Annotated in this window: 26 protein-coding genes; 20 read left to right on the forward strand and 6 right to left on the reverse strand. The window is 56.4% G+C overall.

The genetic code is table 11. The annotated features are described in order from the left end of the window. Nucleotides 1-4 precede the first annotated feature (4 nt). The 9 genes from trbE (at nucleotide 5) to ACYJL1_RS06140 (ending at nucleotide 8,815) form a co-directional block, all read left to right on the forward strand. Nucleotides 5-2,500 carry a conjugal transfer protein TrbE gene (gene trbE / locus ACYJL1_RS06100; protein WP_460897499.1) on the forward strand — a complete coding sequence of 832 codons (2,496 nt, stop codon included), beginning with the start codon at nucleotides 5-7 and terminating at the stop codon, nucleotides 2,498-2,500. Then, the gene (trbJ, locus tag ACYJL1_RS06105) at nucleotides 2,497-3,249 is read left to right on the forward strand and encodes a P-type conjugative transfer protein TrbJ (RefSeq protein WP_460897500.1); all 753 of its coding nucleotides are present in this window, start codon (nucleotides 2,497-2,499) and stop codon (nucleotides 3,247-3,249) included. The genes trbE and trbJ overlap by 4 nt, the downstream gene beginning before the upstream one ends. Nucleotides 3,250-3,260: 11 nt before the next feature. Further along, the gene (gene trbK-alt, locus ACYJL1_RS06110) at nucleotides 3,261-3,710 is read left to right on the forward strand and encodes a putative entry exclusion protein TrbK-alt (RefSeq protein WP_460897501.1); all 450 of its coding nucleotides are present in this window, start codon (nucleotides 3,261-3,263) and stop codon (nucleotides 3,708-3,710) included. Continuing rightward, complete coding sequence (gene trbL / locus ACYJL1_RS06115) at nucleotides 3,703-5,067, forward strand: P-type conjugative transfer protein TrbL (RefSeq protein ID WP_460897502.1); 1,365 nt, start codon at nucleotides 3,703-3,705, stop codon at nucleotides 5,065-5,067. The genes trbK-alt and trbL overlap by 8 nt, the downstream gene beginning before the upstream one ends. After that, nucleotides 5,064-5,753 carry a conjugal transfer protein TrbF gene (trbF, locus tag ACYJL1_RS06120; RefSeq protein WP_460897503.1) on the forward strand — a complete coding sequence of 230 codons (690 nt, stop codon included), beginning with the start codon at nucleotides 5,064-5,066 and terminating at the stop codon, nucleotides 5,751-5,753. Before trbL ends, trbF begins: the two co-directional genes overlap by 4 nt. A 65-nt stretch (nucleotides 5,754-5,818) precedes the next feature. Continuing rightward, nucleotides 5,819-6,796, forward strand: coding sequence for a P-type conjugative transfer protein TrbG (gene trbG, locus ACYJL1_RS06125; protein WP_460897952.1), 978 nt, complete (start codon nucleotides 5,819-5,821; stop codon nucleotides 6,794-6,796). Beyond that, complete coding sequence (locus ACYJL1_RS06130; RefSeq protein WP_460897504.1) at nucleotides 6,793-7,986, forward strand: TraB/TrbI/VirB10 family type IV secretion system protein; 1,194 nt, start codon at nucleotides 6,793-6,795, stop codon at nucleotides 7,984-7,986. Before trbG ends, ACYJL1_RS06130 begins: the two co-directional genes overlap by 4 nt. After that, nucleotides 7,983-8,216: a DUF2274 domain-containing protein gene (locus ACYJL1_RS06135; protein ID WP_460897505.1), complete on the forward strand. Its 234-nt coding sequence runs from the start codon at nucleotides 7,983-7,985 to the stop codon at nucleotides 8,214-8,216. Before ACYJL1_RS06130 ends, ACYJL1_RS06135 begins: the two co-directional genes overlap by 4 nt. A 368-nt stretch (nucleotides 8,217-8,584) precedes the next feature. Next, nucleotides 8,585-8,815, forward strand: a complete 231-nt coding sequence (locus ACYJL1_RS06140) for a hypothetical protein (protein ID WP_460897506.1) — start codon at nucleotides 8,585-8,587, stop codon at nucleotides 8,813-8,815. Between the two features lie 532 nt (nucleotides 8,816-9,347). On the opposite strand, the gene ACYJL1_RS06145 is transcribed toward ACYJL1_RS06140, so the two are convergent. The 4 genes from ACYJL1_RS06145 to ACYJL1_RS06160 form a co-directional block, all read right to left on the reverse strand. Next, on the reverse strand, nucleotides 9,348-10,109 hold the full coding sequence (locus ACYJL1_RS06145) for an endonuclease III domain-containing protein (RefSeq protein ID WP_460897507.1): 762 nt from the start codon (nucleotides 10,107-10,109) through the stop codon (nucleotides 9,348-9,350). Between the two features lie 68 nt (nucleotides 10,110-10,177). After that, nucleotides 10,178-11,152, reverse strand: a complete 975-nt coding sequence (locus tag ACYJL1_RS06150) for a WD40 repeat domain-containing protein (RefSeq protein WP_460897508.1) — start codon at nucleotides 11,150-11,152, stop codon at nucleotides 10,178-10,180. Next, nucleotides 11,152-12,240 (reverse strand): CobW family GTP-binding protein, encoded by a 1,089-nt coding sequence (locus ACYJL1_RS06155; RefSeq protein WP_460897509.1) that lies wholly within the window; start codon nucleotides 12,238-12,240, stop codon nucleotides 11,152-11,154. Before ACYJL1_RS06155 ends, ACYJL1_RS06150 begins: the two co-directional genes overlap by 1 nt. 116 nt (nucleotides 12,241-12,356) lie before the next feature. Beyond that, nucleotides 12,357-13,106, reverse strand: a complete 750-nt coding sequence (locus tag ACYJL1_RS06160; protein ID WP_460897510.1) for a creatininase family protein — start codon at nucleotides 13,104-13,106, stop codon at nucleotides 12,357-12,359. Between the two features lie 313 nt (nucleotides 13,107-13,419). Between ACYJL1_RS06160 and ACYJL1_RS06165 the strand changes: the two genes are divergently transcribed. Both ACYJL1_RS06165 and ACYJL1_RS06170 read left to right on the forward strand, forming a co-directional pair. Beyond that, entirely contained in the window at nucleotides 13,420-13,908 is a 489-nt protein-coding gene (locus ACYJL1_RS06165; RefSeq protein ID WP_460897511.1) for a MarR family winged helix-turn-helix transcriptional regulator, read from the forward strand. 226 nt (nucleotides 13,909-14,134) lie between these two features. Continuing rightward, complete coding sequence (locus tag ACYJL1_RS06170) at nucleotides 14,135-15,154, forward strand: substrate-binding domain-containing protein (protein WP_115052222.1); 1,020 nt, start codon at nucleotides 14,135-14,137, stop codon at nucleotides 15,152-15,154. Nucleotides 15,155-15,171: 17 nt separating this feature from the next. On the opposite strand, the gene ACYJL1_RS06175 is transcribed toward ACYJL1_RS06170, so the two are convergent. Further along, nucleotides 15,172-15,942: a gamma-glutamyl-gamma-aminobutyrate hydrolase family protein gene (locus ACYJL1_RS06175; protein ID WP_460897512.1), complete on the reverse strand. Its 771-nt coding sequence runs from the start codon at nucleotides 15,940-15,942 to the stop codon at nucleotides 15,172-15,174. A gap of 259 nt (nucleotides 15,943-16,201) precedes the next feature. Here ACYJL1_RS06175 and ACYJL1_RS06180 point away from each other — a divergent pair, with 259 nt between their 5' ends. Both ACYJL1_RS06180 and ACYJL1_RS06185 read left to right on the forward strand, forming a co-directional pair. After that, entirely contained in the window at nucleotides 16,202-17,311 is a 1,110-nt protein-coding gene (locus ACYJL1_RS06180) for a TRAP transporter substrate-binding protein (RefSeq protein WP_460897513.1), read from the forward strand. Between the two features lie 133 nt (nucleotides 17,312-17,444). After that, nucleotides 17,445-18,194: an SDR family NAD(P)-dependent oxidoreductase gene (locus ACYJL1_RS06185; protein WP_460897514.1), complete on the forward strand. Its 750-nt coding sequence runs from the start codon at nucleotides 17,445-17,447 to the stop codon at nucleotides 18,192-18,194. On the opposite strand, the gene ACYJL1_RS06190 is transcribed toward ACYJL1_RS06185, so the two are convergent. Next, nucleotides 18,191-19,090, reverse strand: coding sequence for a branched-chain amino acid ABC transporter permease (locus tag ACYJL1_RS06190; RefSeq protein ID WP_460897515.1), 900 nt, complete (start codon nucleotides 19,088-19,090; stop codon nucleotides 18,191-18,193). The two genes, ACYJL1_RS06185 and ACYJL1_RS06190, sit on opposite strands and share 4 nt — an antisense overlap. A 65-nt stretch (nucleotides 19,091-19,155) precedes the next feature. On the opposite strand from ACYJL1_RS06190, the gene ACYJL1_RS06195 reads away from it, so the two are divergent. From ACYJL1_RS06195 to ACYJL1_RS06225, 7 genes are all read left to right on the forward strand, one after another. Further along, on the forward strand, nucleotides 19,156-19,752 hold the full coding sequence (locus ACYJL1_RS06195; RefSeq protein ID WP_460897516.1) for a CGNR zinc finger domain-containing protein: 597 nt from the start codon (nucleotides 19,156-19,158) through the stop codon (nucleotides 19,750-19,752). Further along, the gene (locus ACYJL1_RS06200; protein WP_460897517.1) at nucleotides 19,742-20,239 is read left to right on the forward strand and encodes a hypothetical protein; all 498 of its coding nucleotides are present in this window, start codon (nucleotides 19,742-19,744) and stop codon (nucleotides 20,237-20,239) included. Before ACYJL1_RS06195 ends, ACYJL1_RS06200 begins: the two co-directional genes overlap by 11 nt. 113 nt (nucleotides 20,240-20,352) lie before the next feature. Next, a complete protein-coding gene (locus ACYJL1_RS06205) occupies nucleotides 20,353-20,499 on the forward strand; it encodes a DUF3096 domain-containing protein (protein ID WP_008124743.1) in 147 nt (48 codons plus the stop codon). 123 nt (nucleotides 20,500-20,622) lie between these two features. Next, the gene (locus tag ACYJL1_RS06210; RefSeq protein ID WP_115052228.1) at nucleotides 20,623-20,844 is read left to right on the forward strand and encodes an aa3-type cytochrome c oxidase subunit IV; all 222 of its coding nucleotides are present in this window, start codon (nucleotides 20,623-20,625) and stop codon (nucleotides 20,842-20,844) included. Between the two features lie 156 nt (nucleotides 20,845-21,000). Continuing rightward, nucleotides 21,001-22,293, forward strand: coding sequence for a Re/Si-specific NAD(P)(+) transhydrogenase subunit alpha (locus ACYJL1_RS06215; protein ID WP_460897518.1), 1,293 nt, complete (start codon nucleotides 21,001-21,003; stop codon nucleotides 22,291-22,293). Continuing rightward, the gene (locus ACYJL1_RS06220) at nucleotides 22,293-22,703 is read left to right on the forward strand and encodes an NAD(P) transhydrogenase subunit alpha part 2 (RefSeq protein ID WP_008124740.1); all 411 of its coding nucleotides are present in this window, start codon (nucleotides 22,293-22,295) and stop codon (nucleotides 22,701-22,703) included. The genes ACYJL1_RS06215 and ACYJL1_RS06220 overlap by 1 nt, the downstream gene beginning before the upstream one ends. Nucleotides 22,704-22,713: 10 nt before the next feature. Beyond that, nucleotides 22,714-24,114: an NAD(P)(+) transhydrogenase (Re/Si-specific) subunit beta gene (locus tag ACYJL1_RS06225; RefSeq protein ID WP_460897519.1), complete on the forward strand. Its 1,401-nt coding sequence runs from the start codon at nucleotides 22,714-22,716 to the stop codon at nucleotides 24,112-24,114. The last annotated feature ends 2 nt before the right edge of the window (nucleotides 24,115-24,116 follow it).

The raw sequence follows: 24,116 nt of genomic DNA on the forward strand, positions 1-24,116 counted from the left end.
CTCCATGCTGAACCTCTCAGAATATCGCAAGCGCTCCTCCGGCCTCGCCGACTTCCTGCCCTGGGCGGCGCTCGTCGCACCCGGTGTGGTGCTCAACAAGGACGGTTCGTTCCAGCGCACCGCGCGCTTCCGCGGTCCCGATCTCGACAGCGCGACGCCGGCCGAGTTGGTTGGCACCACCGGCCGGCTCAACAATGCGTTGCGCCGTCTCGGCTCCGGCTGGGCGATCTTCGTCGAGGCGCAGCGCAATCCCGCCACCGACTATCCCGAAAGCCGCTTTCCGGACTCGGCCTCCGCGCTGCTCGACATCGAGCGCCGCGAGCAGTTCGAGGATAGCGGAGTCCTCTTCGAGTCGAGCTACTTCCTCACCTTCGTCTGGCTGCCGCCGGCCGAGGAAGCCTCACGCATGGAGAGCTGGCTCTACGAGGGACGTGACAGAACCGGCGTTGATGCCTGGGAACTGCTGAAGGGTTTCGTCGACCGCACTGACCGCGTCCTCAACCTGGTCGAAGGCTTCGTGCCCGAGGCCGACTGGCTCGACGATGCCGAGACGCTGACCTACCTGCATTCAACGATTTCGGTGTCGCGTCATCGGGTGCGCGTGCCGGAAACACCGATGCATCTGGACGCGCTGCTCGCCGACCAGCCGCTCGCCGGCGGCCTTGAACCGCGCCTTGGCGACTTCCATCTGCGCACGCTCACCGTCATCGGCTTCCCGACGACGACGTTCCCTGGGGTCCTCGACGATCTCAATCACCTGGCGTTTTTGTATCGCTGGTCGACCAGGGCGATCATGCTCGACAAAACCGACGCGACGCGCTTGGTCACCAAGATCAGACGGCAATGGTTCGCCAAGCGCAAGTCGATCGCCGCGATCCTCAAGGAAGTGCTCACCAACGAGCAATCCGTGCTCGTGGATTCGGATGCCGCCAACAAGGCGGCCGATGCGGACGCCGCACTTCAGGATCTCGGCTCCGATCAGGTCGGCGAAACCTATGTCACCGCGACCGTGACCGTCTGGGACGCCGATCCTTCCATCGCCGACGAGAAATTGCGGCTGGTCGAGAAGGTCATCCAGTCACGCGACTTTACCTGCATCGTCGAGGGCGTCAACGCGATCGAAGCCTGGCTCGGCAGCATTCCCGGGCAGGTCTACGCCAATGTTCGTCAGCCTCCCATCAGCACGCTCAACCTGGCGCATATGATCCCGCTCTCGGCCGTTTGGGCTGGGCCGGCGCAGGACGAGCATTTCGATGCGCCGCCGCTCTTCTATGCCAAGACCGAAGGAGCGACGCCGTTCCGCTTCGCGCTGCATGTCGGCGATGTCGGCCATCTCATGCTGGTCGGCCCGACCGGCGCCGGCAAGAGCGTCCTGCTGGCGCTGATGGCGCTGCAGTTCCGCCGCTATCCCAACTCCCAGGTCTTCGTCTTCGACTTCGGCGGCTCGATCCGCGCCTCCACCCTGGCGATGGGCGGCGACTGGCAGGATCTCGGCGGTACGCTCTCCGAGGATGCTTCCGTCTCTCTCCAACCGCTCGCCGGCATCCACCACACGCCCGAACGGGCGTGGGCGGCCGACTGGCTGGTCGACCTGCTGACCCGCGAGGGCATTGCCATCACGCCGGAGGTGAAGGAGCATATCTGGTCGGCGCTGACCTCGCTCGCCTCCGCTCCGGTCGAGGAGCGCACCATCACCGGCCTGACGGTGCTGCTGCAATCCTCGGCCCTGAAGCAGGCGCTGCGCCCTTACTGCATCGGCGGCGCGCATGGCCGGCTCCTCGATGCCGAGGCCGAGCGGCTCGGCGAAGCGTCCGTGCAAGCCTTCGAGACCGAGGGACTGGTCGGCACCAAAGCGGCTCCCGCCGTGCTCGCCTATCTCTTCCACCGCATCGAGGCCCGCTTCGACGGCCGCCCCACGCTGCTCATCATCGATGAGGGCTGGCGCGCGCTCGATGACGGCGACTTCGCCGGCAAGATCAAGGAATGGCTGAAGACGCTGCGCAAGAAGAATGTCAGCGTCGTCTTTTCCTCGCAGTCGCTTGCCGACATCGAGGCCTCGTCGATTGCGCCCGTGCTGGTCGAAAGCTGCCCGACTCGCATCTTCCTCGCCAATGAGCGTGCGATTGAGCCGCAGATAGCTGCCGTCTATCGCCAGTTCGGGCTCAACGATCGCCAGATCGAGATCGTCGCGCGGGCGACGCCCAAGCGCGACTATTACTGCCAGTCCCGGCGCGGCAACCGGCTGTTTGAGCTCGGCATGGGCCATGTCGCGCTCGCGTTCTGCGCGGCCTCCGACAAGGCTGCGCATGCGCTGATCGACGAGCTCATCCGCGAGGGCGGGCGACCCTACTTCCTTGAGGCCTGGCTGCACGCCAACGACCTCGCCTGGGCCGCCGACCTCATTCCCGACCTCGCCAATGTCATCGACCAGTCCGCGCCAGCAGCTGCGGAGGTCTCCGGCATCACAGACCCGTCACCCGAAGAGGAGGTTTCGTCATGAACCGCAAAATTCCGCATGCCCGCCTGCGCGACGTGCTCATCGCCAGCACCATAGCGATCGGCGTTGCACTGTCGTCCGCGCCAGCCTCGGCGTGGCGCATCGTCTACGACCCGACCAACTACATCCAGAACGTCCTCACCGCCGCACGCACGCTGGAGCAGATCAACCACCAGATTACCTCGCTCGCCAACGAGGCGCAGATGCTGATCAACCAAGCAAAGAACCTGGCCAGCCTGCCGACCTCGATGCTGTCTGAGATCGAGGGCAACTTCTCCGAGATGAAGAGCCTGATGAGCGAGGCCCAGAAGCTCGCCTACAGCGTCCAGGACATCGAGCAGCAGTTCGCCTCGACTTATCAGGATTTTGCCGGCGACAAGACCGGCGCGCAGCTCGTCGAGGGAGCCCGCCAGCGCTGGCAGCAATCACTCTCGGCCTATGAGCATTCGCTGAAGGCCGGCGCCACCGCCGTCACCAACATCGAAGGCACACGCTCGCAAGCGAGTTCGCTGGTCGGCGCCTCGAAATCGGCCGTCGGCGTGCTGCAGGCGACCCAAGCCGGCAACGAGCTTCTCGCGGTGCAGGCACGGCAGATGGCCGACCTCACGGCCATGCTGGCCGCGCAGGGCCGCGCCGAGGCGCTGGAGCAGTCGCGCCGGGCTGCCGCGCAGGAGCAGGCCCGCGAGCAGTTCAGCCGCTTCATGACCGGCACCGGCTACAGCCCGTCCACCGTCAAGATGTTTAACGACTGAGGCGACCGATCATGGACTTGAAGATCGCCGCCCGGATGGTTGCCGTTCTCGCTGTTGGCGCCGCCATGACTGCCGCCGTCATGGCGTTGCGCGGAGACGGACCAGAGAATGGTACGGAGGATGCCCCCGCCCAAAGCCTCCATCATCCGGGCGGCGAGCCTGCCAATGCCCCGCTTGGCCGCGGCGAACTCGCCCGCTGCCGCGATCTCGGCCTGTCCGCCGCCCAGGATGCCGCCTGCCGCAAGGCATGGGCCGAGAACCGGCGCCGATTCTTCGGCGGCGAAAGGCCGGAGCGGCCGCCTGCGCCAAAGCCGGAACGGTTTGGCAAGGCGCGGCCGGCCGATCCGGTTCCAGCCAGCGATGACCACACCCCTCCGGGTGAACCGGATGCACGCCGACTTCCACCGGAAGCCGGCGCCGGTTCCGAGGCGGCCATTGATGAGGAGCCGGACGGTGAATAACACGGGCGTCATCGATCGCTTCCTGGCGACCTTCACCTCCTACATCGATTCCGGATTCGGCCTGCTCGGCGGCGAGGTCGCCTTCCTCACCTCGACCCTGATCGTCATCGACATCACGCTCGCCGGCCTGTTCTGGGCCTGGGGCGCCGACGAGGACGTGCTGCATCGCCTGGTGAAGAAGACCCTCTATATCGGCTTCTTCGCCTTCATTATCGGCAACTTCAACAATCTCGCCGGCATCGTCTTCAAGTCCTTCAGCGGGCTCGGCCTGAAGGCGGGAGGTTCGTCGCTCTCGGCCTCCGAGCTGCTTCAGCCCGGCCGCGTCGCCCAGGTCGGCATCGACGCCGGTGATCCAATCCTCAAGGCCGCCGGCGAGCTGATGGGCTACATCTCCTTCTTCGAGAACTTCGTGCAGATCATGGTGCTCATGATCGCCTGGCTGATCGTTCTCGTCGCCTTCTTCATCCTCGCGGTGCAAATCTTCGTCACGCTAATCGAGTTCAAGCTGACGACGCTCGCCGGCTTCATCCTCATTCCCTTCGCCCTGTTCAACAAGACAGCCTTCCTCGCCGAAAAAGTGCTCGGCAACATCGTCGCCTCCGGCGTCAAGATCCTGGTGCTCGCCGTCATCGTCGGCATCGGCTCCGGCCTCTTCGACGAGTTCAAGAACAGCTTCTCTGCGACGCCAACCATCACCGATGCGCTCGCTCTCGTTCTCGGTGCATTGTCGTTGATGGGGTTGTCGATCTTCGGCCCCGGCATCGCGACCGGCCTCGTCTCCGGTGCGCCGCAGCTCGGCGCGGGCGCTGCCGTCGGTACCGGCCTTGGCGTCGCCGGCTTGAGCGCTGCCGGTTACATGGGCGCAAAGGCTGGACTGGGCGCGGCGGCAAGCGCTGCCGGCGGCTCAGTGCGCGGCGGAGCTGCGCTCGCAGGCGGTGTCCGCACGGCCTACGGTCTCGGCGACGCTTCCGTGGGGTCGACCGGGACCGGTGGGGCCGCGGCCGGCTTCGCGGCTATAGCCCAGGCCGGCGCCGGCCTTGCCGTCAACAAGGGCAAGGAGGTCTCCTCCCGCGCCTCCCAGTCTCTCCACTCCAGCTACCGCGCCGGACAGGCCGCCGCATGGAAGGCGACCGGTGGCAAGAACGAGGTCAGTCCCGCCCACGCCGACACTGCTGGCGGCAGCGCAGCGGCGTCCAGTGTCGCTTCCTCATCTTCCGCACCGCCGGCCTGGGCCAGCCGCATGAAGCGGGGCCAAGCCGTCAGCCACGGCATGACGGCGGCCGCTCACGCCATCCGCTCAGGCGACCACGGCGGCGGCTCCATGTCCGTTTCTCTCAATCAGGATGATCGCAGATGAATCTCTTCAAACGTCCTTCCGTGCGCTATGCGCGCACGCCCGAACCGGAAACCCCATACCAGAAGGCTGCGCAGACCTGGGACGAGCGCATCGGCTCGGCCCGGGTGCAGGCGAAGAACTGGCGGCTGATGGCCTTCGGGTCGCTGGCGCTCGCCGGCGGCTTCGCCACCGCGCTCGTCTGGCAATCGACCCAAGGCACAGTTGTGCCCTGGGTGGTCCAGATCGACCGCTTCGGCGAGGCGCAGGCCGTGGCCTCGGCCGTCGCCGACTATCGGCCCACCGATCCGCAGATTGCCTGGCACCTCGCCAGATTCGTCGAGCAGGTCAGGAGCATCCCCGCCGATCCGGTCATCGTGCGGCAGAACTGGCTGCGCGCCTACGAATACACCACCGATCGCGGTGCCATCGCCCTCAACGATTACGCGAGGTCGAACGACCCCTTCACCAAGGTCGGTAAGAGCCAAGCCGCTGTCGAGATATCCAGCGTGATCCGCGCTTCGCCGGACTCGTTCCGCATTGCCTGGACCGAGCGCCGCTACGAGAACGGCCAGATCGCCGGCACCGAGCGCTGGACCGCGATCCTGACCGTGGTGATCCAGCCGCCGCGAACGCCCGAGAAGCTCCGGGCCAATCCGCTCGGTGTCTACGTCAACGCAATCAACTGGTCGAAGGAGTTGGGGTCATGAAGGGGGCAATGAAGAACAACTGGGCATGGCGGCACGGGCATTGCTCGTCCGCGTTGATCGTCATCATGCTGTCGGCCACCGCGCTCGCGGGCTGCGCCGGAAAATACACGCCGCCCGAGATCGACTATGACGATGCCGCTCCTGCGGTCCTGACCGCCGATCCGGTCGGTCCCGTGAAGGTGGTCGAACTCCCCAAGCCCCTGCCGCTGCCCGGCCAGTTGAAGCCCGTCGACGGCAGCAAGACCAAGCCCGAGCCCGCCGATCCGAAGGCCCGCATCGCGCAGGCCAACGAGGCCGCCCGCATACAGCCCGTTCGCAACGGCTTCATCAACGCCGTGCAGGTCTACCCGTTCTCGGCCGGTGCGCTCTATCAGGTCTACGCCGCGCCGGGACAGGTCACCGACATCGCGCTCCAACCCGGCGAGCAGCTAGTCGGCTCCGGCCCGGTCGCCGCTGGCGACACCGTGCGCTGGATCGTCGGCGACACCGAGAGCGGCGCCGGCGACCGCAAGCAGGTCCATATCCTAGTCAAGCCGACGCGACCCGACCTTCAGACCAACCTCGTCATCAACACTAACCTGCGCACCTATCACATGGAGCTGCGATCGACCGAGAAGACCTATATGGCCTCGGTCTCCTGGCAGTATCCGCAGGATCAGTTGATCGCGCTGCGCCGTCAGAACGCGAGAGCCGCCGAGATCGAGCCGGTCGCCACAGGCGTCGACATCTCGAAGTTGAACTTCCGCTATCGCATCGAGGGCGACAGCGCGCCCTGGCGACCGCTACGCGCCTTCGACGACGGTTCCAAGGTTTATATCGAGTTCCCCTCCGGCATCGGCCAGGGCGAGATGCCACCGCTCTTCGTCATCGGCTCCGCTGGCGATTCCGAGCTCGTCAACTACCGCGCCCGCCAGAACTACTATGTCGTCGATCGCCTCTTCGCCGCCGCCGAGCTGCGCCTCGGCGACAAGAATTCCGCGAAGCGGGTCCGCATCGTCCGGACCGACGGCCGGCCGACGCGCAGTGCGGGGCTGTTTCGATGACTGGGGGGCCGGACATCAAGGCCGAGCTTCGCCTGCGGCCCGAAGCACCGAAGGTCACGCGGCTGTCGCGCAAGGTGCTGATGGGCTTAAGCGGCGTCAGCGCCGTCGCCATCCTCGGCGCGCTTGTCTGGGCGCTCGACGCGAATCGTCGCGGCAACCAGCCTTCGACCGAGCTCTATAGCACCGACAACCGCACTCCCGCCGATGGGCTTGCCAGCCTGCCGAAGGACTATACCGGCATCCCGAAACTCGGTCCCGCGCTGCCGGGAGATCTCGGCCGGCCGATCCTCAGAGCGCAGGAGGAAGGCAGGCCCGTCGTCGCCCCGAACATCCAGGCGCCGCGCGCCGATCCGGAAGAGCAGCGCCGACTTGCCGAGATCGAGGCGGCCCGCGTCGCGGCATTGTTCACCAGCAGTCGCGGCGAGCGGACGCCCGATGCCCAGCCCGTGAGGCCCGGCACGATCGATCCGGCGACCGGTCTGACGCTGCCGGCCGAGCCCCCGCCGCTTGATCCCGGTTCGGCGCAGAACATGCAGGATCGTAAGCTCGCCTTCGTCAATGCCGCCACCGATCGCCGTACCGTTAGCTCGGATCGCGTGCAAGAAAAGGCGTCGCCCTATGTCGTGCAGGCCGGCACGGTCATTGCCGCCGCGCTCATCACCGGCATCAAGTCCGATCTCCCGGGCCAGATCACTGCCCAGGTCACGGAGCATGTCTACGATTCACCGACAGGCTCCCATCTGCTCATCCCACAGGGCGCACGTCTGATCGGCCAGTACGACAGCCAGGTCGCCTTCGGGCAGTCGCGCGTGTTGCTCGTCTGGAACCGCATCATCATGCCCGACGGTTCCTCCATCGTCCTGGAGCGGCTCCAGGGCGCCGACACCCAAGGTTATTCCGGCCTGGAGGACGGTGTCGACTACCATTGGGGCCAGATATTCAAGGCGGCTCTGCTTTCGACGCTGCTCGGCGTCGGCACCGAGATTGGCTCGAGCGATAATGAGAGCGAGATCGCCAAGGCGATCCGCGAGAGCGCCCAGGACACCGCTTCCGACGTTGGACAGCAGATTGTGCGTCGCCAGCTCAACATCCAGCCGACATTGACGATTCGGCCAGGCTTCCCGGTCCGGATCATCGTGAACCGGGATTTGGTGATGCAGCCCTACGGGGCTGCCAAGGAGCGCTCATGACCAAGCTCAAGCTATCTGCCGTCCCCGACGACAAGCCGGTCAAGCTCACTGTTGAGCTGCCGTCTCCCGTGTTCAAGGACTTACAGGCCTATGCCGACGCAATCGGGCATGAAGGCGGGCATGACGCACCCGAGCCCGTCAAGCTGATCGCGCCGATGCTTCAGCGCTTCATGGCGACCGACAAGGGATTTCGCAAAGCGAAAGGTCAGATGCTGAAACCGCAACGATGACTAGCAAGATGATCATCTAACGAGGCTAATGGCCATTGCGTCAGTGGGCTTGGCGCGCCGACACAATCGGATTCTGTTTCAATACCTCACTTTGATTGGCAAACGCCTTTCTGGTCATGCGAGGTGTGGTGCAGGCACGTCCATCGCGGCATCTGGAATCGGGGAGGCGCTGCAATGATGCTCACGCTGTCAAACGTGCTATTCCGCTTTGCTGCGTACGCCAAGAAGCCGCAATATAGCGAACGCCAGCCTAGTTTGCAGTTATTCCCGCCTTCGCCAAGTTGGAAGGGCGAGTTAGGCGGTTGATGTTTTGCGCGGCAATTTGCTAAGTATCGATCATTCCAACAGCTATATTAAGGTCTCCACGAATGAAATCTTACGCTATTGTGGCCGCCGCCGTTCTTACCGCGTCAGGCTGCACCACAGCCGATAGCAGGACAACGGCAAGCACCGTTCGTTCATCCGCCTATGATCTGAGCGCTGTTTGCCTAACTGACGCAGGCAAGCCGGTATCAGAGGGCACGACCTATAGGGGCAAGACGTGCAGCAAGGCTGACACGATGACGGTCTACCCGAAGCCCAAGCTGATCTGGCTCTAACAGCGGAGGGAAGGGATATGAAGACCCGCTGACTCCCCTTCGTGTACACGGGACGCCAGATCGATTTGTTCTGCCTCCTGGCCAAAGTGCAGATTATTGCCTCAGCCTACGCATTTACGACCGGACCTGCCGAGTTTCCGCTCGATGGCAGATACCTCATCGAACTCTTGGCGAAGACGCGCCGTGCTGGTCCTTCGATGAGGTGCTGTCTATAAGCCGCCATGACGGGATTGAACAAAGCGGCTGACGGGACAAAGTCGATGATCTTAGTTTCCACTGGGAAAAGCTAAGCTGCTAACCTTGGAATAGGTCTCTCAACCAATCGCAGGAATCGGGTGTTGCGTGCCCCCGCAACCACCGATTCCTGCGAAACCTCCAAAGCTTCGGCTGCGGAGGTTTTCGCATTTTGGGCTCCGTTTCGCAGGGGCCGAGTGTTGCGCTTCCCCGCAACCAAAAAAGATTACCCATAACAAGCAGAATAACCGAAAAAGACTGGCTTTCATGGAAACACCAGAAAGCAATGACGTAATAATCAGGGCAGGATCGGACGCAGGTTCATCCCCGTTGATGGACGGCTAGACCAATCTGTCGAGCTCAATTGGTCCAAGTATTGACCATATACACAAATTTCTCGCAGAGGGCATCTAGAACAGCGTGGTGTTCCCGCCACACAAAATTCCTGTGCCAATCGCTTTACAAGGACATGATGTTCTTCTGAATCCAATGCCGACCAGGAATCGGGAACAAGCCGTTGAATGGCTCGTATCGCGCCATCATAGTGGAGACGATGTCGGATCAGCTGAAAGCGCACGGCAAAACGAAGATAATGCGTATCAATCACCAGTGCACGCATCTGCAGTGTACTGAAATTGACAGTACAGGCGCTTATCTTGGGGCCGACGCCACGAAGCTGTTGCAGCGAGCGTAAAGCCTGCTCGACCGGCATATAGAAAAGCTTGTCGAGACTGAGTTCTCCATATCGCAAGATAATTGCTTGCAAGGCTTCTGGAATAAAAATGCGATAAGTTTTTGAAAAGGTGATCCGATAAATGCAATCGTTGACCTGTTCGGGTGAGGCCGCAGCGACAGCTTCCCATTTTTTAAATCTGGTACGAAGATTCTGAAAAGCTTCTAATGACACGTTGTCGCGTGTCCGGCTCCCCAGCATTGCCATGACCAGCATACTGACAGGTGTGAACCTTGGCCCAAGGGCTGGAGTGCCATAATGCGCCTTCAAGCGATCATGGATGACAACGAGAGGACTCGGAGTTCCGAAATCGAAAACATACTGCATTCGGCAACAATAGAACAAACAAGGAACAAATCAATCCTTGCTTTTGTTTCGGGCCAAGCTGCCACTGGTTATCCAGTGATATCTATCACACCACAGTCGCCCGCCTCGCTCCCAAAAACCAGCCGATGCCCAAGGGCGTCCCAACTCATAGCTGAAATGGCGCCGTTGCCTTGGCGTCGCAGAAGTACTTCTTTCTGATCACCAAAGCGGCCAACAAGGATCATGCCGTCAGAATAACCGATCGCGACAATTTCCTCCACAGGATGGCATGCAACGGAAGTGACAAGACTGTCACCGCGTGTACCAAGTTCCAGTGGTCCCTTGCCCATGGGACCATCCTTGCCCGAAAATGGCCAGACAATTGCTGCTGGTGCACCGGATGTCGCCAACCATTTGCCCTTCGGGCTCCATGACCAGCTTTTCACCTTGTTCGGATAGCCCGTCATACGCATATGGCGATTGTCATCAAGGCGCCAGCCGTGCAATGCGTTCTCCTGCATGGAGGTAACAAGAAAGCGATTATCCGGTGAGAACATCACCATCACGTGCGCACCCTTCCACTCCAGCTCTGTAGGTGTACTGTTGGTAGCAGGCCAATGCAAGGTCACACCATTATAACGTGCAACCGCCAAGCGAAGGCCCTTTGGAGCAAAGGCTAAACCTTCGACACTGCGTTCATGCGGCAACTCTTTGAGAGTGCCATCAGCAGATCGAACCCATGCGCTGCGGCCAGATGCAAAAGCGATTGCACCACCAGGCGCGGCAGCAAGAGCTGTCAACCATTTGCGGGGCAGATTGCTCAATTCTTTCGATACGCCGTTTAAGCCGGTTAAACAGACTCGACCATCTTCACCGCCCGTAAGTAGAGCCTTACCATCGCTGGATGGAATTGCACATAAAAGCCCATCATGGGCTTCTGCTACTTTATGGCCATTGTCGAGACGATGGATGGTTCCATCTGCCAAAGCAAAGAAGGGAATTTCTTGAATGAAACGCGCGTCAATACAATGCCCGACCAAATCCAGTGGAGCTATGGTTGGCATCAGGCAAGGCAGCCTTCAAGGCCGGATTTTAGCGCGGCTTGGTCGAGTTCGCGCCCAATGAAGACGAGACGGCTGTCGTGTTTTTCACCATCTTTCCAGGCACGCTGATGATCGCCCTCGATAATCATGTGAACGCCTTGGATAACATAGCGTTCGTGATCGTCCTTGAACGCCAAAATGCCTTTCAGGCGCAAAATATTCGGGCCTTGCTCCTGGGTTATCTTTTGGATCCAAGGGAAGAACTTGTCGGCAACCAACTCCCCTGTGCGCAGAGAAACTGACTGCACGGTAACATCATGGATGGGCGAGGCATGATCATGATGGTGATGATGCGTGTGGTCGTGGTCGTGATGATGATGTGTATGATCGTGATCACAGTCCGGGCCACAAGCATGGTCGGGATGGTCATGGTCGAGAAAATGCGGATCGCTTTCCAATGCACGCGTCAGGTCAAATGCCCCACGATCCAAAACTTTTGCAAGATCAATATCGGCGCGTTCCGTGCGATGAACGATTGCATGCGGGTTTATGGCGCGTATGGTGGCTTCAACTGTTGCCAGCTCTTCCGAGGTTACCAAATCCGTCTTATTTAGCAAAACGACATCGGCAAATGCTATCTGGTCTTCGGCTTCCCGACTGTCTTTCAGACGCAGTGGAAGATGCTTGGCGTCAACGAGGGCAACAACAGCATCAAGCGCGGTTTTGTTGCGCACATCCTCATCCATGAAGAATGTCTGAGCAACCGGAACCGGATCGGCCAAGCCCGTCGTCTCAACGATAATTGCATCGAATCTACCGGGGCGTCGCATAAGACCTTCAACAACGCGGATCAAATCGCCCCGGACTGTACAACAAATACAGCCATTGTTCATTTCGTAGATTTCTTCATCGGATTCGACGATCAGATCGTTATCAATTCCGATTTCACCAAATTCATTGACGATGACTGCATAACGCTTGCCGTGGTTCTCGCTCAGAATGCGATTGAGCAACGTTGTCTTGCCTGCGCCAAGATATCCGGTCAACACTGTAACCGGAATTTGAGCAGTCTTGGCGGTGTCAGCTGAAATGGTCTGAGCTTCACTCATGGTGTGCCTCTTATAATGAATAGACCCACGATATAGGTGATTGACTCAGCTTTTGCCATATGTGTAGCGCTCAAATGCAGAAAAGGATGTGTCAATTCGATTGAACATGCCAAAGGCTAGGCTTTGAAGGCAGAACTATCAAACTTCGCAACATCGTCAATTAGCTCAACGATACCCTTTAGGCTATGTGCAATTATTGCCTCGCCGGCTTGCGCAGTGGCTAATGACGCGTTGCCAGCAACGCCTTGTTTGTTCAGATCAGACATTTTCCACCCAAATGCGTGTGGCCCATAGGCTCGTAAATGCTTGTACTCAGAGGCAAACCGATTCTGGTTTGAGGTGAAGTTTCCCGCCTCACTCATCTTAACAAGTTCGGGATATAGAGACAGCATCACAGAGGTTTCGATAAAGCCGCCGTGGATATCGATGGCCTTTTCTTCAGGTGATATCAATCCGGCCGGTAGTCCAAAGCGTGTCCAGCTGGTCGCGACGGCGAGCATATTAAAGCGCACGCGCAGCTCAGTGGCGACAATTGTCATAAGCGGTGAATTGCCGCCATGCGCATTGAGCATGATCAGCTTGGATACTCCGCGTTGCGCCAGATCTTCGCCAATTCCAATCCAACGATATACAGCCTCATCAAAACGTAGCGATTTCGTGCCAACGATATCCATGTGCTCGATAGAATAGCCAATAGGCTCGGTGGGGAGAAAAACTATGTCCAATGTGGACGGCAGCAGGGGCTTGAGGCGGTTGATCAATCCCGTAACAATCAACGTGTCCGTCTCAAGTGGGAGGTGTGGTCCATGCTGTTCGTGCGCACCAAGCGGCAGTAATGCGATTGTATTGGGTGAAGAGCTCGACATATTTGGTCACTTTGCATCATCGTTGTGAAAGCACGTCTGTAGTCTTTGAAACTATGCCCTCGTATAACGCATTCACAGCCTTATTTTTGCGTCATGAGCAATTCGTCGGCAAATTTCATCAGTTTGTCACATAAGAATTGTAACGCGGCACTCAGACAGTAGTTTAAATGCAGCCATTGTTTGGAAACCGGTCAATAATCTCATAGAGACGAGGCATTTTCCTATCGTAGATTTGTCTGTTAATGAGTTTTGACGCAATTGTGCTAGCCGTCTCACTATCGTAAACGGTTTATACGCAAGAAGAGGAATTGGAATGGTCAAGGATCGTAAACCTCTTATTCTTCACCGCTTGCAGTCGACTGCGAGATTGACACGTACCGCTTTGGCAATAAGGCTGCTGGGCCACGGTTTTTATGCCGGACAAGACGCCGTTATGCTCCAACTTGCGCATGAGGATGGGTTATCACCCAGTGTCCTTGCCAAGAGACTTGGTGTACGTCCTCCGACAATCACAAAAACGATCTCTCGTCTGCAAACTCAGGGGTTTGTGAAGAAAGAGGGATCATCGACTGATCAGCGCCAAGCCCATATTTTCCTGACAGACACAGGAAACGAGGCCATCAAATCGATCGAAAAATCCATTCGCAAAACCGAAAAAGATGCAATGAAAGGTTTTGACAAAAAGGAACGTAAAGCTTTTGTCAAAATGCTGACACGGCTTGAAATGAATCTTTCGGCTGCGGATCTTTTGCGTCAGACGGGCTCAGAGGATCATGGTGATGACGACAACGACGATGAATGATTAAGAGCGCCTGTTTGTCAGGCACATAAACTGTGGGATGTTCTCATCATAAATCACAAGCTGGCGGCTGGAAGGTTTGCGAGCGTCCTTTAGGAGCTCACAAGATAATTTGGATCTTGCCGCGTCAGTTTTGGAGTGGAAAGAACTTTGATTTATTGATCCGCGATGGCATAACGCCAACAATGATATTCTGTTCAATGAATGGAATCGCGGGGAGAGAGTACTTTTGGCGCAAAAAATTAAGCTATCGACAATTGCCGACGCCTTGAAAGTGTCCACCGCGACAGTGTCACTTGCCCTAAGGGATAGCCCGCTTGTTGCTGACCAGACCCGCGACAAGATCAAGGAGCATGCGAGGGCAATCGGTTACATCTATAACCGGCGTGCTGCAAGCTTGCGCACTTCAAGGTCAGGGATTGTTGGCGTAGTTGTTCATGACATCATGAATCCGTTTTTTGCCGAAATTTTGCGGGCTATTGAGGGCGAATTGGATCGTTCCGGCCAAACATTCATTTTATCGAACCATTATGATCAGGTGGAGAAGCAACGAACATTTATTGAAACGGTTCTTCAGTTGGGTGGTGATGGTGTCATCATGTCTCCCGCTATCGGCACGCCTGCAGCAGATATTCGCATGGCCGAAGACAATGGTCTTCCGGTTGTGCTGATTGCACGTACAGTGCAGGACGCGAATGTCCCGGTTTTCCGTGGAGACGATGCATATGGCATTGGTCTGGCGACCAATCATCTGATCTCGCTTGGGCATACGCGAATCGCAATGGTTGGCGGTACTGACCAAACATCGACAGGGCGAGACAGATATGAGGGTTATCTGCATGCGATGCAGAAAGCAGGGCTTGATGCGAAACCTGAGTGGCGAATCCCTGGGCCACGCACCAAACAGGCTGGTTTCGATGCTGCCCCGCAATTTCTTGCGCTAAAGGATCATCCTACAGCAGCTGTCTGTTGGAATGACCTTTGCGCAATTGGCATGATGAATGGCATTGCTCGCGCCGGTCTCGTTGCGGGTGTCGATATTTCGGTCACAGGTTACGACGATCTTGAAGAGGCCGCCATTGCGACTCCTGCCTTAACCACGGTTTGGAACGGTCAGCGGGAAGTCGGGCAACGTGCGGCGCGTGCTTTACTTGACCAGTTGAATGGAGCTGACACCCATGCTCGTCAGGAACTTATAAAACCTGAATTACGGATACGGCAGTCGACGTCTAAACCCAAGGAGCGCTGACCTTCATTAAAGTGTAGCTATTCGGCGGTCTGTAATCGCTCCCGGCTAACCTTGTGCGCGCGCACTGCGTCGCCAAATGCAGCAAAAATCTTCCGGGAAGGACTATCGGTTTTTACCCAGTATTCCGGGTGCCATTGTACACCGACTGCAAAAGCGCGCGCGTTCTTGACGGATACAGCCTCGATAGTCCCATCATCTGCCACTGCCTCGATTTCCAGTTGAGGAGCAGGCTTATCGATTGCTTGACGATGCACCGAGTTTACCTGGATTGAATCACTGCTCATGACATTCGCTAAGCATGATCCTGGCTTGATATGTACAGGATGGCGAATCGCAAATCGTTCTGCCTGATGTTCGGACGCCGGAGCCCGGTGATCCATCCGTCCGTCCAATTGCTGGATTTCAGTGGCAAGCGTTCCGCCGAGTGCAACATTCAACTCCTGAATGCCGCGACAAATAGCTAGAAGCGGTACGCCACGTTCGATCGCGCGGCGTATAAGCGGAAGCGAGGTCGCATCGCGGGCCGAATCGAATGGCTCGTGTGCTTCAGTGGGTTGAACGTCATAAAGTGACGGATGAACATTAGACTTCGAGCCCGTAATTAAGACCCCATCTACACCATCGAGAATTGCGTCAATATCCAGACCATCGCCAAATGAGGGTATAATCAGCGGAATGACATCTGCCGCTTGATACGCAGCCATGAGATATTGATCCGGCGCTGCATGCCACGTGTAATTTTCGAAAGTTCGCACGTCTGATGATATGGCGACGAGAGGTTGCCGCATGACTTTACTCCAAAAGCTTTCCAAGCTGAATGTAGTTTAGTTTGAAACCATTTCCAATGGTTCTCATCTAACCATTTGCCGAGCCTACACAATAGCCACCGCGATGAGTAAACCAGAATTCGGCCTATCTGTCGTACCGTCCGCTAGACTAGAACGGATGAGTGTGTATGGTTAGCGCAGGATCGGGAGGACAAGGCTGAAATGTCTGTTGATCTGGACCAAGAATAGTTCTGGGGTTCAACGTTTTGGAGGAGAATTAATGGATCGTCGTTCTTTCATGACGAAGGCGGGGTTTGCAGGCGTTGGGGCAGCGACAGCTGCGACCACATTGGCAGCACCAGCAATTGCACAAACATTGCCCAAGATTACCTGGCGATGTGCATCATCGTTTCCAAAATCGCTGGAGACGATTTACGGTGGGGCAGTGGACCTGTCGAAGTATTTGCGAGAGGCAACCGATGGCAACTTCAATATCCAGCCATTTGCGGCTGGTGAAATTGTTCCGGGCCTCCAAGCTGCGGATGCCACTGCGGCGGGCACTGTCGAACTCTGCCATACGGTAGCATATTATTACTGGGGGAAAGACCCCACCTGGGCGCTTGGAGCGGCGGTGCCGTTTGCACTCAATGCGCGCGGCATGAACGCCTGGCAGTATCATGGCGGCGGCATTGATTTGATGAACGAGTTCTTCAACGCCCAAGGGCTGCAAGTCTATCCAGGTGGCAATACGGGCGTGCAGATGGGCGGTTGGTTCCGTAAGGAAATCAAGACTATCGAAGACCTCAAAGGTCTGAAGATGCGTGTTGGCGGATTTGCCGGCAAGGTGCTTGAAACGCTTGGCGTTGTACCCCAGCAATTACCCGGTGGCGACATTTATCCGGCTCTGGAAAAGGGCACGATCGATGCGGCAGAATGGGTTGGGCCTTTCGACGATGAGAAGCTCGGTTTCCAGAAAGTTGCGCCTTACTATTATTACCCGGGTTGGTGGGAAGGCGGCCCGACCGTCAGCTTTATGGTCAACAAGTCGAAATGGGACGAGCTTCCACCTGCGTACCAGTCATTGTTCCGTACTGCCGCACAGGCTACGGACGCAAACATGTTGCAGAAGTACGATTACCTCAACCCCGGCGCTATCAAGCGGCTCGTTGCAGGTGGTGCACAATTACGGCCGTTCAGCCCTGAAATTCTGAGCGCGTGTTTCGTGGCTGCCAACACTGTTTATGCAGAACTGGAGGCCAGTAACGCTTCCTTCAAAAAGATATGGGATTCGATCAAAGCATTCCGCAATGAACATTTCCTGTATTCTCAAGTTGCCGAGTACACATTTGACACTTTCATGATGGTGCAACAACGCAACGGTAAACTATAAAAGCCGCTATCTCGACGTTGGACCTCGGTTCTTTGAGCCGGGGTCCCCGTTTCATTCTGCTTCTTTAGTTGTCATACCATGCCGGGCCGTCTATCAGTGACACCACAATTGGGATGCCAGCGGTACTTAATCAATGAATATCGATCCATCTATTTCGGTTGCAGGAAAAAACATTGCTGTAACGGGCGGCTCATCGGGTCTTGGTCTAAGGATGATCCAGATTCTTGCTGCGCACGGAGCCAATGTGGTCTCGATCTCGCGGACACCCACACCTGAAAGCATCGTTCATTCCAATGTAGTGAACATCATCGCTGATATTACGATTGCCGCCGACATTGAACGGGCATTTGACGAAACAGAACGGCTGTTCGGACCAGTTTCAGTTGTCTTCAACAATGCTGGCGTGGCTGCTATCGAACGGGCATTGACGACCACGCGCGAGCAATTGCGTCATATATTCGAGGTCAATGTCGAAGGGGCATTCTTTATTGCTCAGGAAGCGGCCAAGCGTATGATCGCCCAAAAGATCGGCGGTTCAATAGTTAATCTCTCGAGCATACTGGCCGACGCGCCGATAAAGGGTTCCGCCGGTTACGCGATGTCGAAAGCGGCTGTCGCACAAATGACGCGATCACTCGCGCTTGAATGGGCGCCGCATGGTATCCGCGTCAATGCCATTGCACCTGGCTGGTTCCCAACTAAACTCAATGAAACCATCATGGATGGCCCGGCAAAAGGTTTTCTTAAAGGCAAAAATCCAATGCGCCGTTTGGGAGAGCCGGAAGATATTGATGGTGCGGTGTTATTGCTCGCTTCCGATGCAAGCAGCTATATTACGGGAACCGTTATCACCGTTGATGGTGGCCATAGCCTGCAAGGCTAGACACGTTCCCATTCATCGACGTTAGTGCGTATCGCCAACACCAGGACAAGCAGCGAAAATACAGCCGCATCGCGCCAGAGCACTGGGAAATATCCGCTCCAGACGGACTCCACCATGCCGACGATTGCCGCTCCGAATGCAGCATGGAGCGGGCGCGAAAAGCTTCCAGCGGCGGTTATAAACAGGATTTTCAGGCCAAAGATGATGCCTGTATTGAAGCTCACATTTCCGTAGTAAAGTGCTGCAAGAAAGCCGGCGAGTGCACAAATTGCATAGGCGACCAGTATTGCCTTTGTTCGGACGGTTCCCGGATTGATACCGCATAATGCAGAGGCAATTGCGTCGTCGCTGACCGCACGCCAGATGCGGCCAGCGAGCGTGGTGTTCATTGTCATCTCAGCGAGAAGAACAACCGCCAGTGCAAGTCCAATGTTCAAAAGCTGCAACTTGGTGAGACTTATGTCCACGGCTGGTCCGAACATAAAGACCGGCGAGGCGAGCATAGGTGGCAGCCAGTAATCTCTTGTGTCGGCAGCGATCCGCGCCAATTCCATCAGAAAAATGCTCAACCCTAACGTGGCGACGAGGACCGTATTGCGATTGCCAGCATCCAGCGGTGTATAAATGAGCTTGGCGACGATATACCCGCCCGCGATGACATAAAGAGCCGAAATCACAACCCCAAACCCCAAAGCGGCTGGCATTGTCATCCAAAGGACGGAAAAACCAAAAGCTGCTGCAAGGATAAATGTCTGACCGGAAAACGCAAAGATTGCGCCGAGTGACAAATCTGTTCGATGCGTCAAGCCGTGAATGAGGACGTATCCATATGCGAGCAGTGCATAGAGCGCTGCGTTATGGATACCGTTCAACAATAGCTGCAGAAAGTATGACATAAAGAACAATCCGATTGCCTTTCATTCTAACTTGTAAAACCCATTTTACCAGTTAGAATTGCGCCATGTGGATCGATTGGAATGCTCACAGGTTTAGCGGAGGCGTGCTGGCGTTCGATTTGGCGAATACTGTTATTTTCCGCCAGGCTCCCGAACGCGCGCAAGACCGTTTTTCAAACAGTCTCGAAGTTGCAAGATTTGCATCCGCTGCTGCGAATTTTCGCGCTGCGGAGTGGGGCAGTGTTAACTTTATTGCGCCGCAATCACTGCCAGAGCATTTGAAACTGATAGAAATACGTGAATCAATAAACAGCTTGTTCCGAACGGCGGTACTGGAGGAAGGCTTCAAAGCCCAGTATTTGTCAGGTTTTTTTCGGCTTTCTTCTACCATCATCGGTGAAAGCCAGAATGAGCAGGGTTTCACCTTGCCGCCATTTGCCCGGCACCGCGCGCTTTCACTATCTGCTGGAGCCGTGTTGTCTGGACTGAGCCTGCTCCACACGTCGCGGTTATCAAGAATCAAAATATGTCCGAATTGCCATTGGCTTTATCTGGATGAAAGTCGTAATCGCAGTCGGCGCTGGTGCGACATGACCGTGTGCGGCAATCGCGCAAAGGCAAAAAGACACTATGATCGTAAGGGCAGGGAGCATGGCTTATAGAGCCCGAAACGCCATTGTGCTGATGACTATGACGGTTGTTCTCGCGCTTGGTGCATGCCGCGATCCGGGACAGGGTGATTATCTCAACGTTTCCGGAAAAATCTTCGTATTTAATTATCGCATCGCGCAGGCGACGTATCTTTTGACGCTTAACAAGATCAGGCCGTTACCAGACGATTCGTTATTGGAAACGACTTTTGAGAATCCGACGGGAGGAGATCCTTTCATCGTGCGGCAAAAAATCTGGCCGAAAATGGCCAAGGTAACAGTGGAAAGCCCTCCGGTAAAATGTGTTAAGGCCAATCGGGAGTACAAGGTCAGCATGCGTGTGATGGATGGCAAGGGTCAGCTCTTACAGACTATAGAGCGCAAGATGATCTCTGATGTTGATCAGTCTGTCATGCCTGACAAACCCCTTGTTGTGGGGCCATTTTATGATGCCAATCCGGACAAAAACGCTGTATTGGCAGCGTGCCCTGAGAGCTGAAATGTCGCTATATCTACTGATTCAATGAGCAAAAGACGGGAAGTGGATTGCATTCTTGTGTGATTTGGATTGCTCTGGGCATCCAGGCATATAATTCAAAGGATGTTACAAGCATGATTACACAGATCGCCATCGCCCCATTGGTTGCACTTATCGCGGGTATTCTCATACTCATTGCTCCGCGCCTCTTGAATTACGTCGTCGCGCTTTATCTGATTATCATTGGCGTGCTTGGCCTGTTTCCCAATCTTCTCAATTAAATAATCGTCAATCGCTGGATTGGATTTATCTCGATTGAACAGCAGCGAGCGACCATCTGCGCATTGCGCTGATGCGTCGTTTTCGCTATTGCCATTAAGACGTCGATACGAAGAGGTTTGAAGATGGCTGAACATCACGATACCGCCCCTGCGGAACTGGGCGCTCCCATGGACTACAAAGAACACGAGAACACCTACAATCTGTTCCTTACTCTTTCAAAATGGGGCGTGATTTTCTGTGTTGCGCTGTTAGCCGCGATGGCTTTCGGCTTTTTCGCTGGCGGGTTTTTCTCCGCTACCATCTTATTCATCGTTATATGTGTGGCTGCCTGGTTTTTGGTTTAGCCTGTTTGCCTTTTCATTAATTACTCGGGTGGGTGCCCCTTGCAAACCAGTTAACTGACTGTTTTCACCGTAAGGGTATGGCCCGGTAAAGTCGGACAGGCTCCAGGCGATCTTGCCGGAGCCTGTATGGAGTTAACTTGCTTAGGGGGTGAGAGCTTGGCTCAGACACTATTCATACCGAAAGAGGCTGATGCCGGTGAGCCGCGTGTTGGCGGCTCGGCGGAAACGGTCAAAAAGCTTGTAAGTCTTGGTTTTTCAGTCATCGTTGAAGGCGGCGCGGGTGTTTTGTCCCGAATTCCGGATCGCGAATTCGAGTCGGCCGGAGCGTCGATTGGCAAGGCTGCTGATGCGAAAAATGCCGACGTTGTTTTGAAAGTGCGTCGACCAAACTCGTCCGAGCTCAAATCTTATAAAAAGGGTGTGGTCGTCATCGCTATGCTCGACCCCTATGGCAATGAGACTGCGGTGAAGGAACTCGCGGATGCGGGCGTTACTGCCTTTACCATGGAGTTCATGCCGCGCATCACGCGTGCTCAAGTCATGGATGTCCTTTCCAGTCAGGCAAATCTTGCAGGCTATCAGGCGGTGGTTGACGCCGCAGAAGAGTATGATCGCGCCTTGCCGATGATGATGACGGCTGCTGGTACTGTTCCAGCGGCAAAGGTTTTCATTATGGGTGTCGGCGTTGCTGGTCTACAGGCGATCGCAACTGCGCGCCGTCTTGGAGCCGTTGTCACGGCGACGGACGTCCGCCCGGCCGTTAAAGAACAGGTCGCTTCGCTTGGTGCAAAGTTCCTGGCGGTCGAAGACGAAGAGTTCAAAGCGGCGGAAACAGCCGGTGGTTACGCCAAGGAGATGTCCAAAGAATATCAGGCGAAGCAGGCTGCGCTGGTTGCTGAGCATATCGCCAAGCAAGATATCATTATCACGACGGCACTCATTCCCGGAAGGCCAGCACCAAGACTTGTAACGCGTGAGATGTATTCACGCATGCGTCCCGGTTCCGTCATCATTGATCTGGCAGTGGAACGCGGTGGAAACGTAGAGGGCGCTGTTGCTGGAAAGATCGTTGAAGTCGATGGCGTCAAGATTGTCGGGCACCTCAATGTTGCCGGACGTATCGCCGCTACAGCTTCACAGCTTTACGCCAAGAACCTCGTCGCCTTCGTTGAAACGCTGGTCGACAAAGAAACCAAGACGATCAAGATTAACTTCGACGATGAGTTGGTCAAAGCGACTGTCTTGACGCATGAGGGCAAGGTGGTGCATCCGAGCTTTGCAGGCAATGCTGCTTCAGCGGCAACGCCGGCTGCTGCAAAGAAGACCACACCAGCAAAGGCGAGTGTTGCAAAAGCGCCCGTCAAGAAGGCAGCTCCCAAAAAAGCGGCCGCACCGAAGAAAGTCGCGACGAAGATTGTTGCCCCCAAAACATCTGAAGGAGAGGCATGATGGCTGATGCAACGCTAGACAAAGCGCTCGAAACGCTCAATCAGGCCACTGAAATGGTGCGGCAGGCTGCCGAAACCATGCCCGACGCAGCTGGCGCTGCTGCTCACGCAATCACCGGTGGCGCCGTCGACCCATTCGTCTTCCGGCTGGCAATTTTCGTTCTGTCAATTTTCGTTGGCTATTATGTGGTCTGGTCGGTGACACCCGCACTGCATACGCCGCTGATGGCTGTAACCAATGCTATTTCGTCCGTCATTGTTGTGGGAGCACTGCTTGCTGTGGGTCTGTCAGCAAGTGGCGCGGCCACAGGGTTCGGGTTCATCGCACTCGTTCTTGCAAGCGTCAATATATTTGGCGGCTTCCTCGTCACTCATCGCATGCTTGCCATGTACAAGAAAAAAGAAAAGTGAGATTTGAGCAATGAGCGTTAATTTCGCAGCTTTTCTTTATCTCGTCTCCGGTGTCCTGTTCATTCTGGCGCTGCGCGGCCTGTCACATCCAACCACCAGCCGTCAGGGTAATTTCTACGGCATGATTGGTATGGGAATATCAATCATTACAACCCTAACACTGGCTGAACCGAGCTTCGGCGGCCTTGGCTTGATTGTTCTTGGTCTTGCCATTGGTGGTGGTGTCGGCGCTTATATCGCCAAGCGTATTGCCATGACGGCTATGCCGCAGCTCGTGGCAGCTTTCCACTCTCTCGTCGGCTTTGCAGCCGTCATGGTGGCAGCGGCGGCTGTTTACTCTCCAGAGTCATTCGGGATTGGTGAAATCGGGTCAATCCATGCTCAGGCGCTGGTTGAAATGTCCATTGGTGTCGCCATCGGTGCAATCACCTTTACGGGCTCGATCATTGCGTTTCTCAAGCTGGACGGACGTATGTCGGGCAAGCCGATCATGCTGCCCGGACGCCATTTCATTAATGCCGGTCTGTTGATCGCTATTGTCGTTCTCGTCATTGCGTTGGTCTTGACGGAAAGCCATGTGGTGTTCTGGCTCATCGTTATCCTGTCGCTCATTTTGGGTGGACTGATCATTGTTCCAATCGGCGGTGCTGATATGCCGGTCGTGGTGTCGATGCTCAATTCCTATTCGGGTTGGGCAGCGGCAGGTATTGGTTTTACGCTCGGCAATCTTGCATTGATCATCACCGGCGCTCTGGTCGGTTCCTCCGGTGCAATTCTTTCTTACATCATGTGTAAGGGTATGAACCGTTCATTCATCTCGGTCATTCTTGGTGGTTTTGGTGGAGAGACTGGCGGTGCGGCGACTGGCGAAGTTGAACAGCGTCCCGTCAAGCAGGGTTCTGCCGACGATGCTGCTTTCATCATGAAAAATGCTTCCAAGGTCATCATCGTGCCAGGCTATGGCATGGCGGTTGCTCAGGCGCAGCATGCACTGCGTGAAATGGCGGATAAGCTCAAGGCTGAGGGTGTTGAGATCAAATATGCCATCCATCCGGTTGCTGGTCGTATGCCGGGTCATATGAATGTGCTGTTGGCAGAAGCCAATGTTCCCTATGATGAAGTGTTTGAGCTTGAAGACATCAATTCCGAGTTTGCACAGGCTGACGTGGCCTTTGTTATCGGGGCGAACGACGTGACCAATCCGGCGGCAAAGACCGATCCGAAGTCACCGATCTTCGGCATGCCGATTCTGGATGTTGATAAGGCTGGCACAGTTTTGTTCATCAAACGCGGCATGGGTTCCGGCTATGCCGGTGTGGAGAACGAGTTGTTCTTCCGCGACAACACGATGATGCTTTTTGCCGATGCAAAGAAGATGGTCGAGAACATCGTCAAAGCGCTGGACCATTAGAT

The sequence above is a fragment of the Phyllobacterium sp. K27 genome (assembly GCF_054796155.1).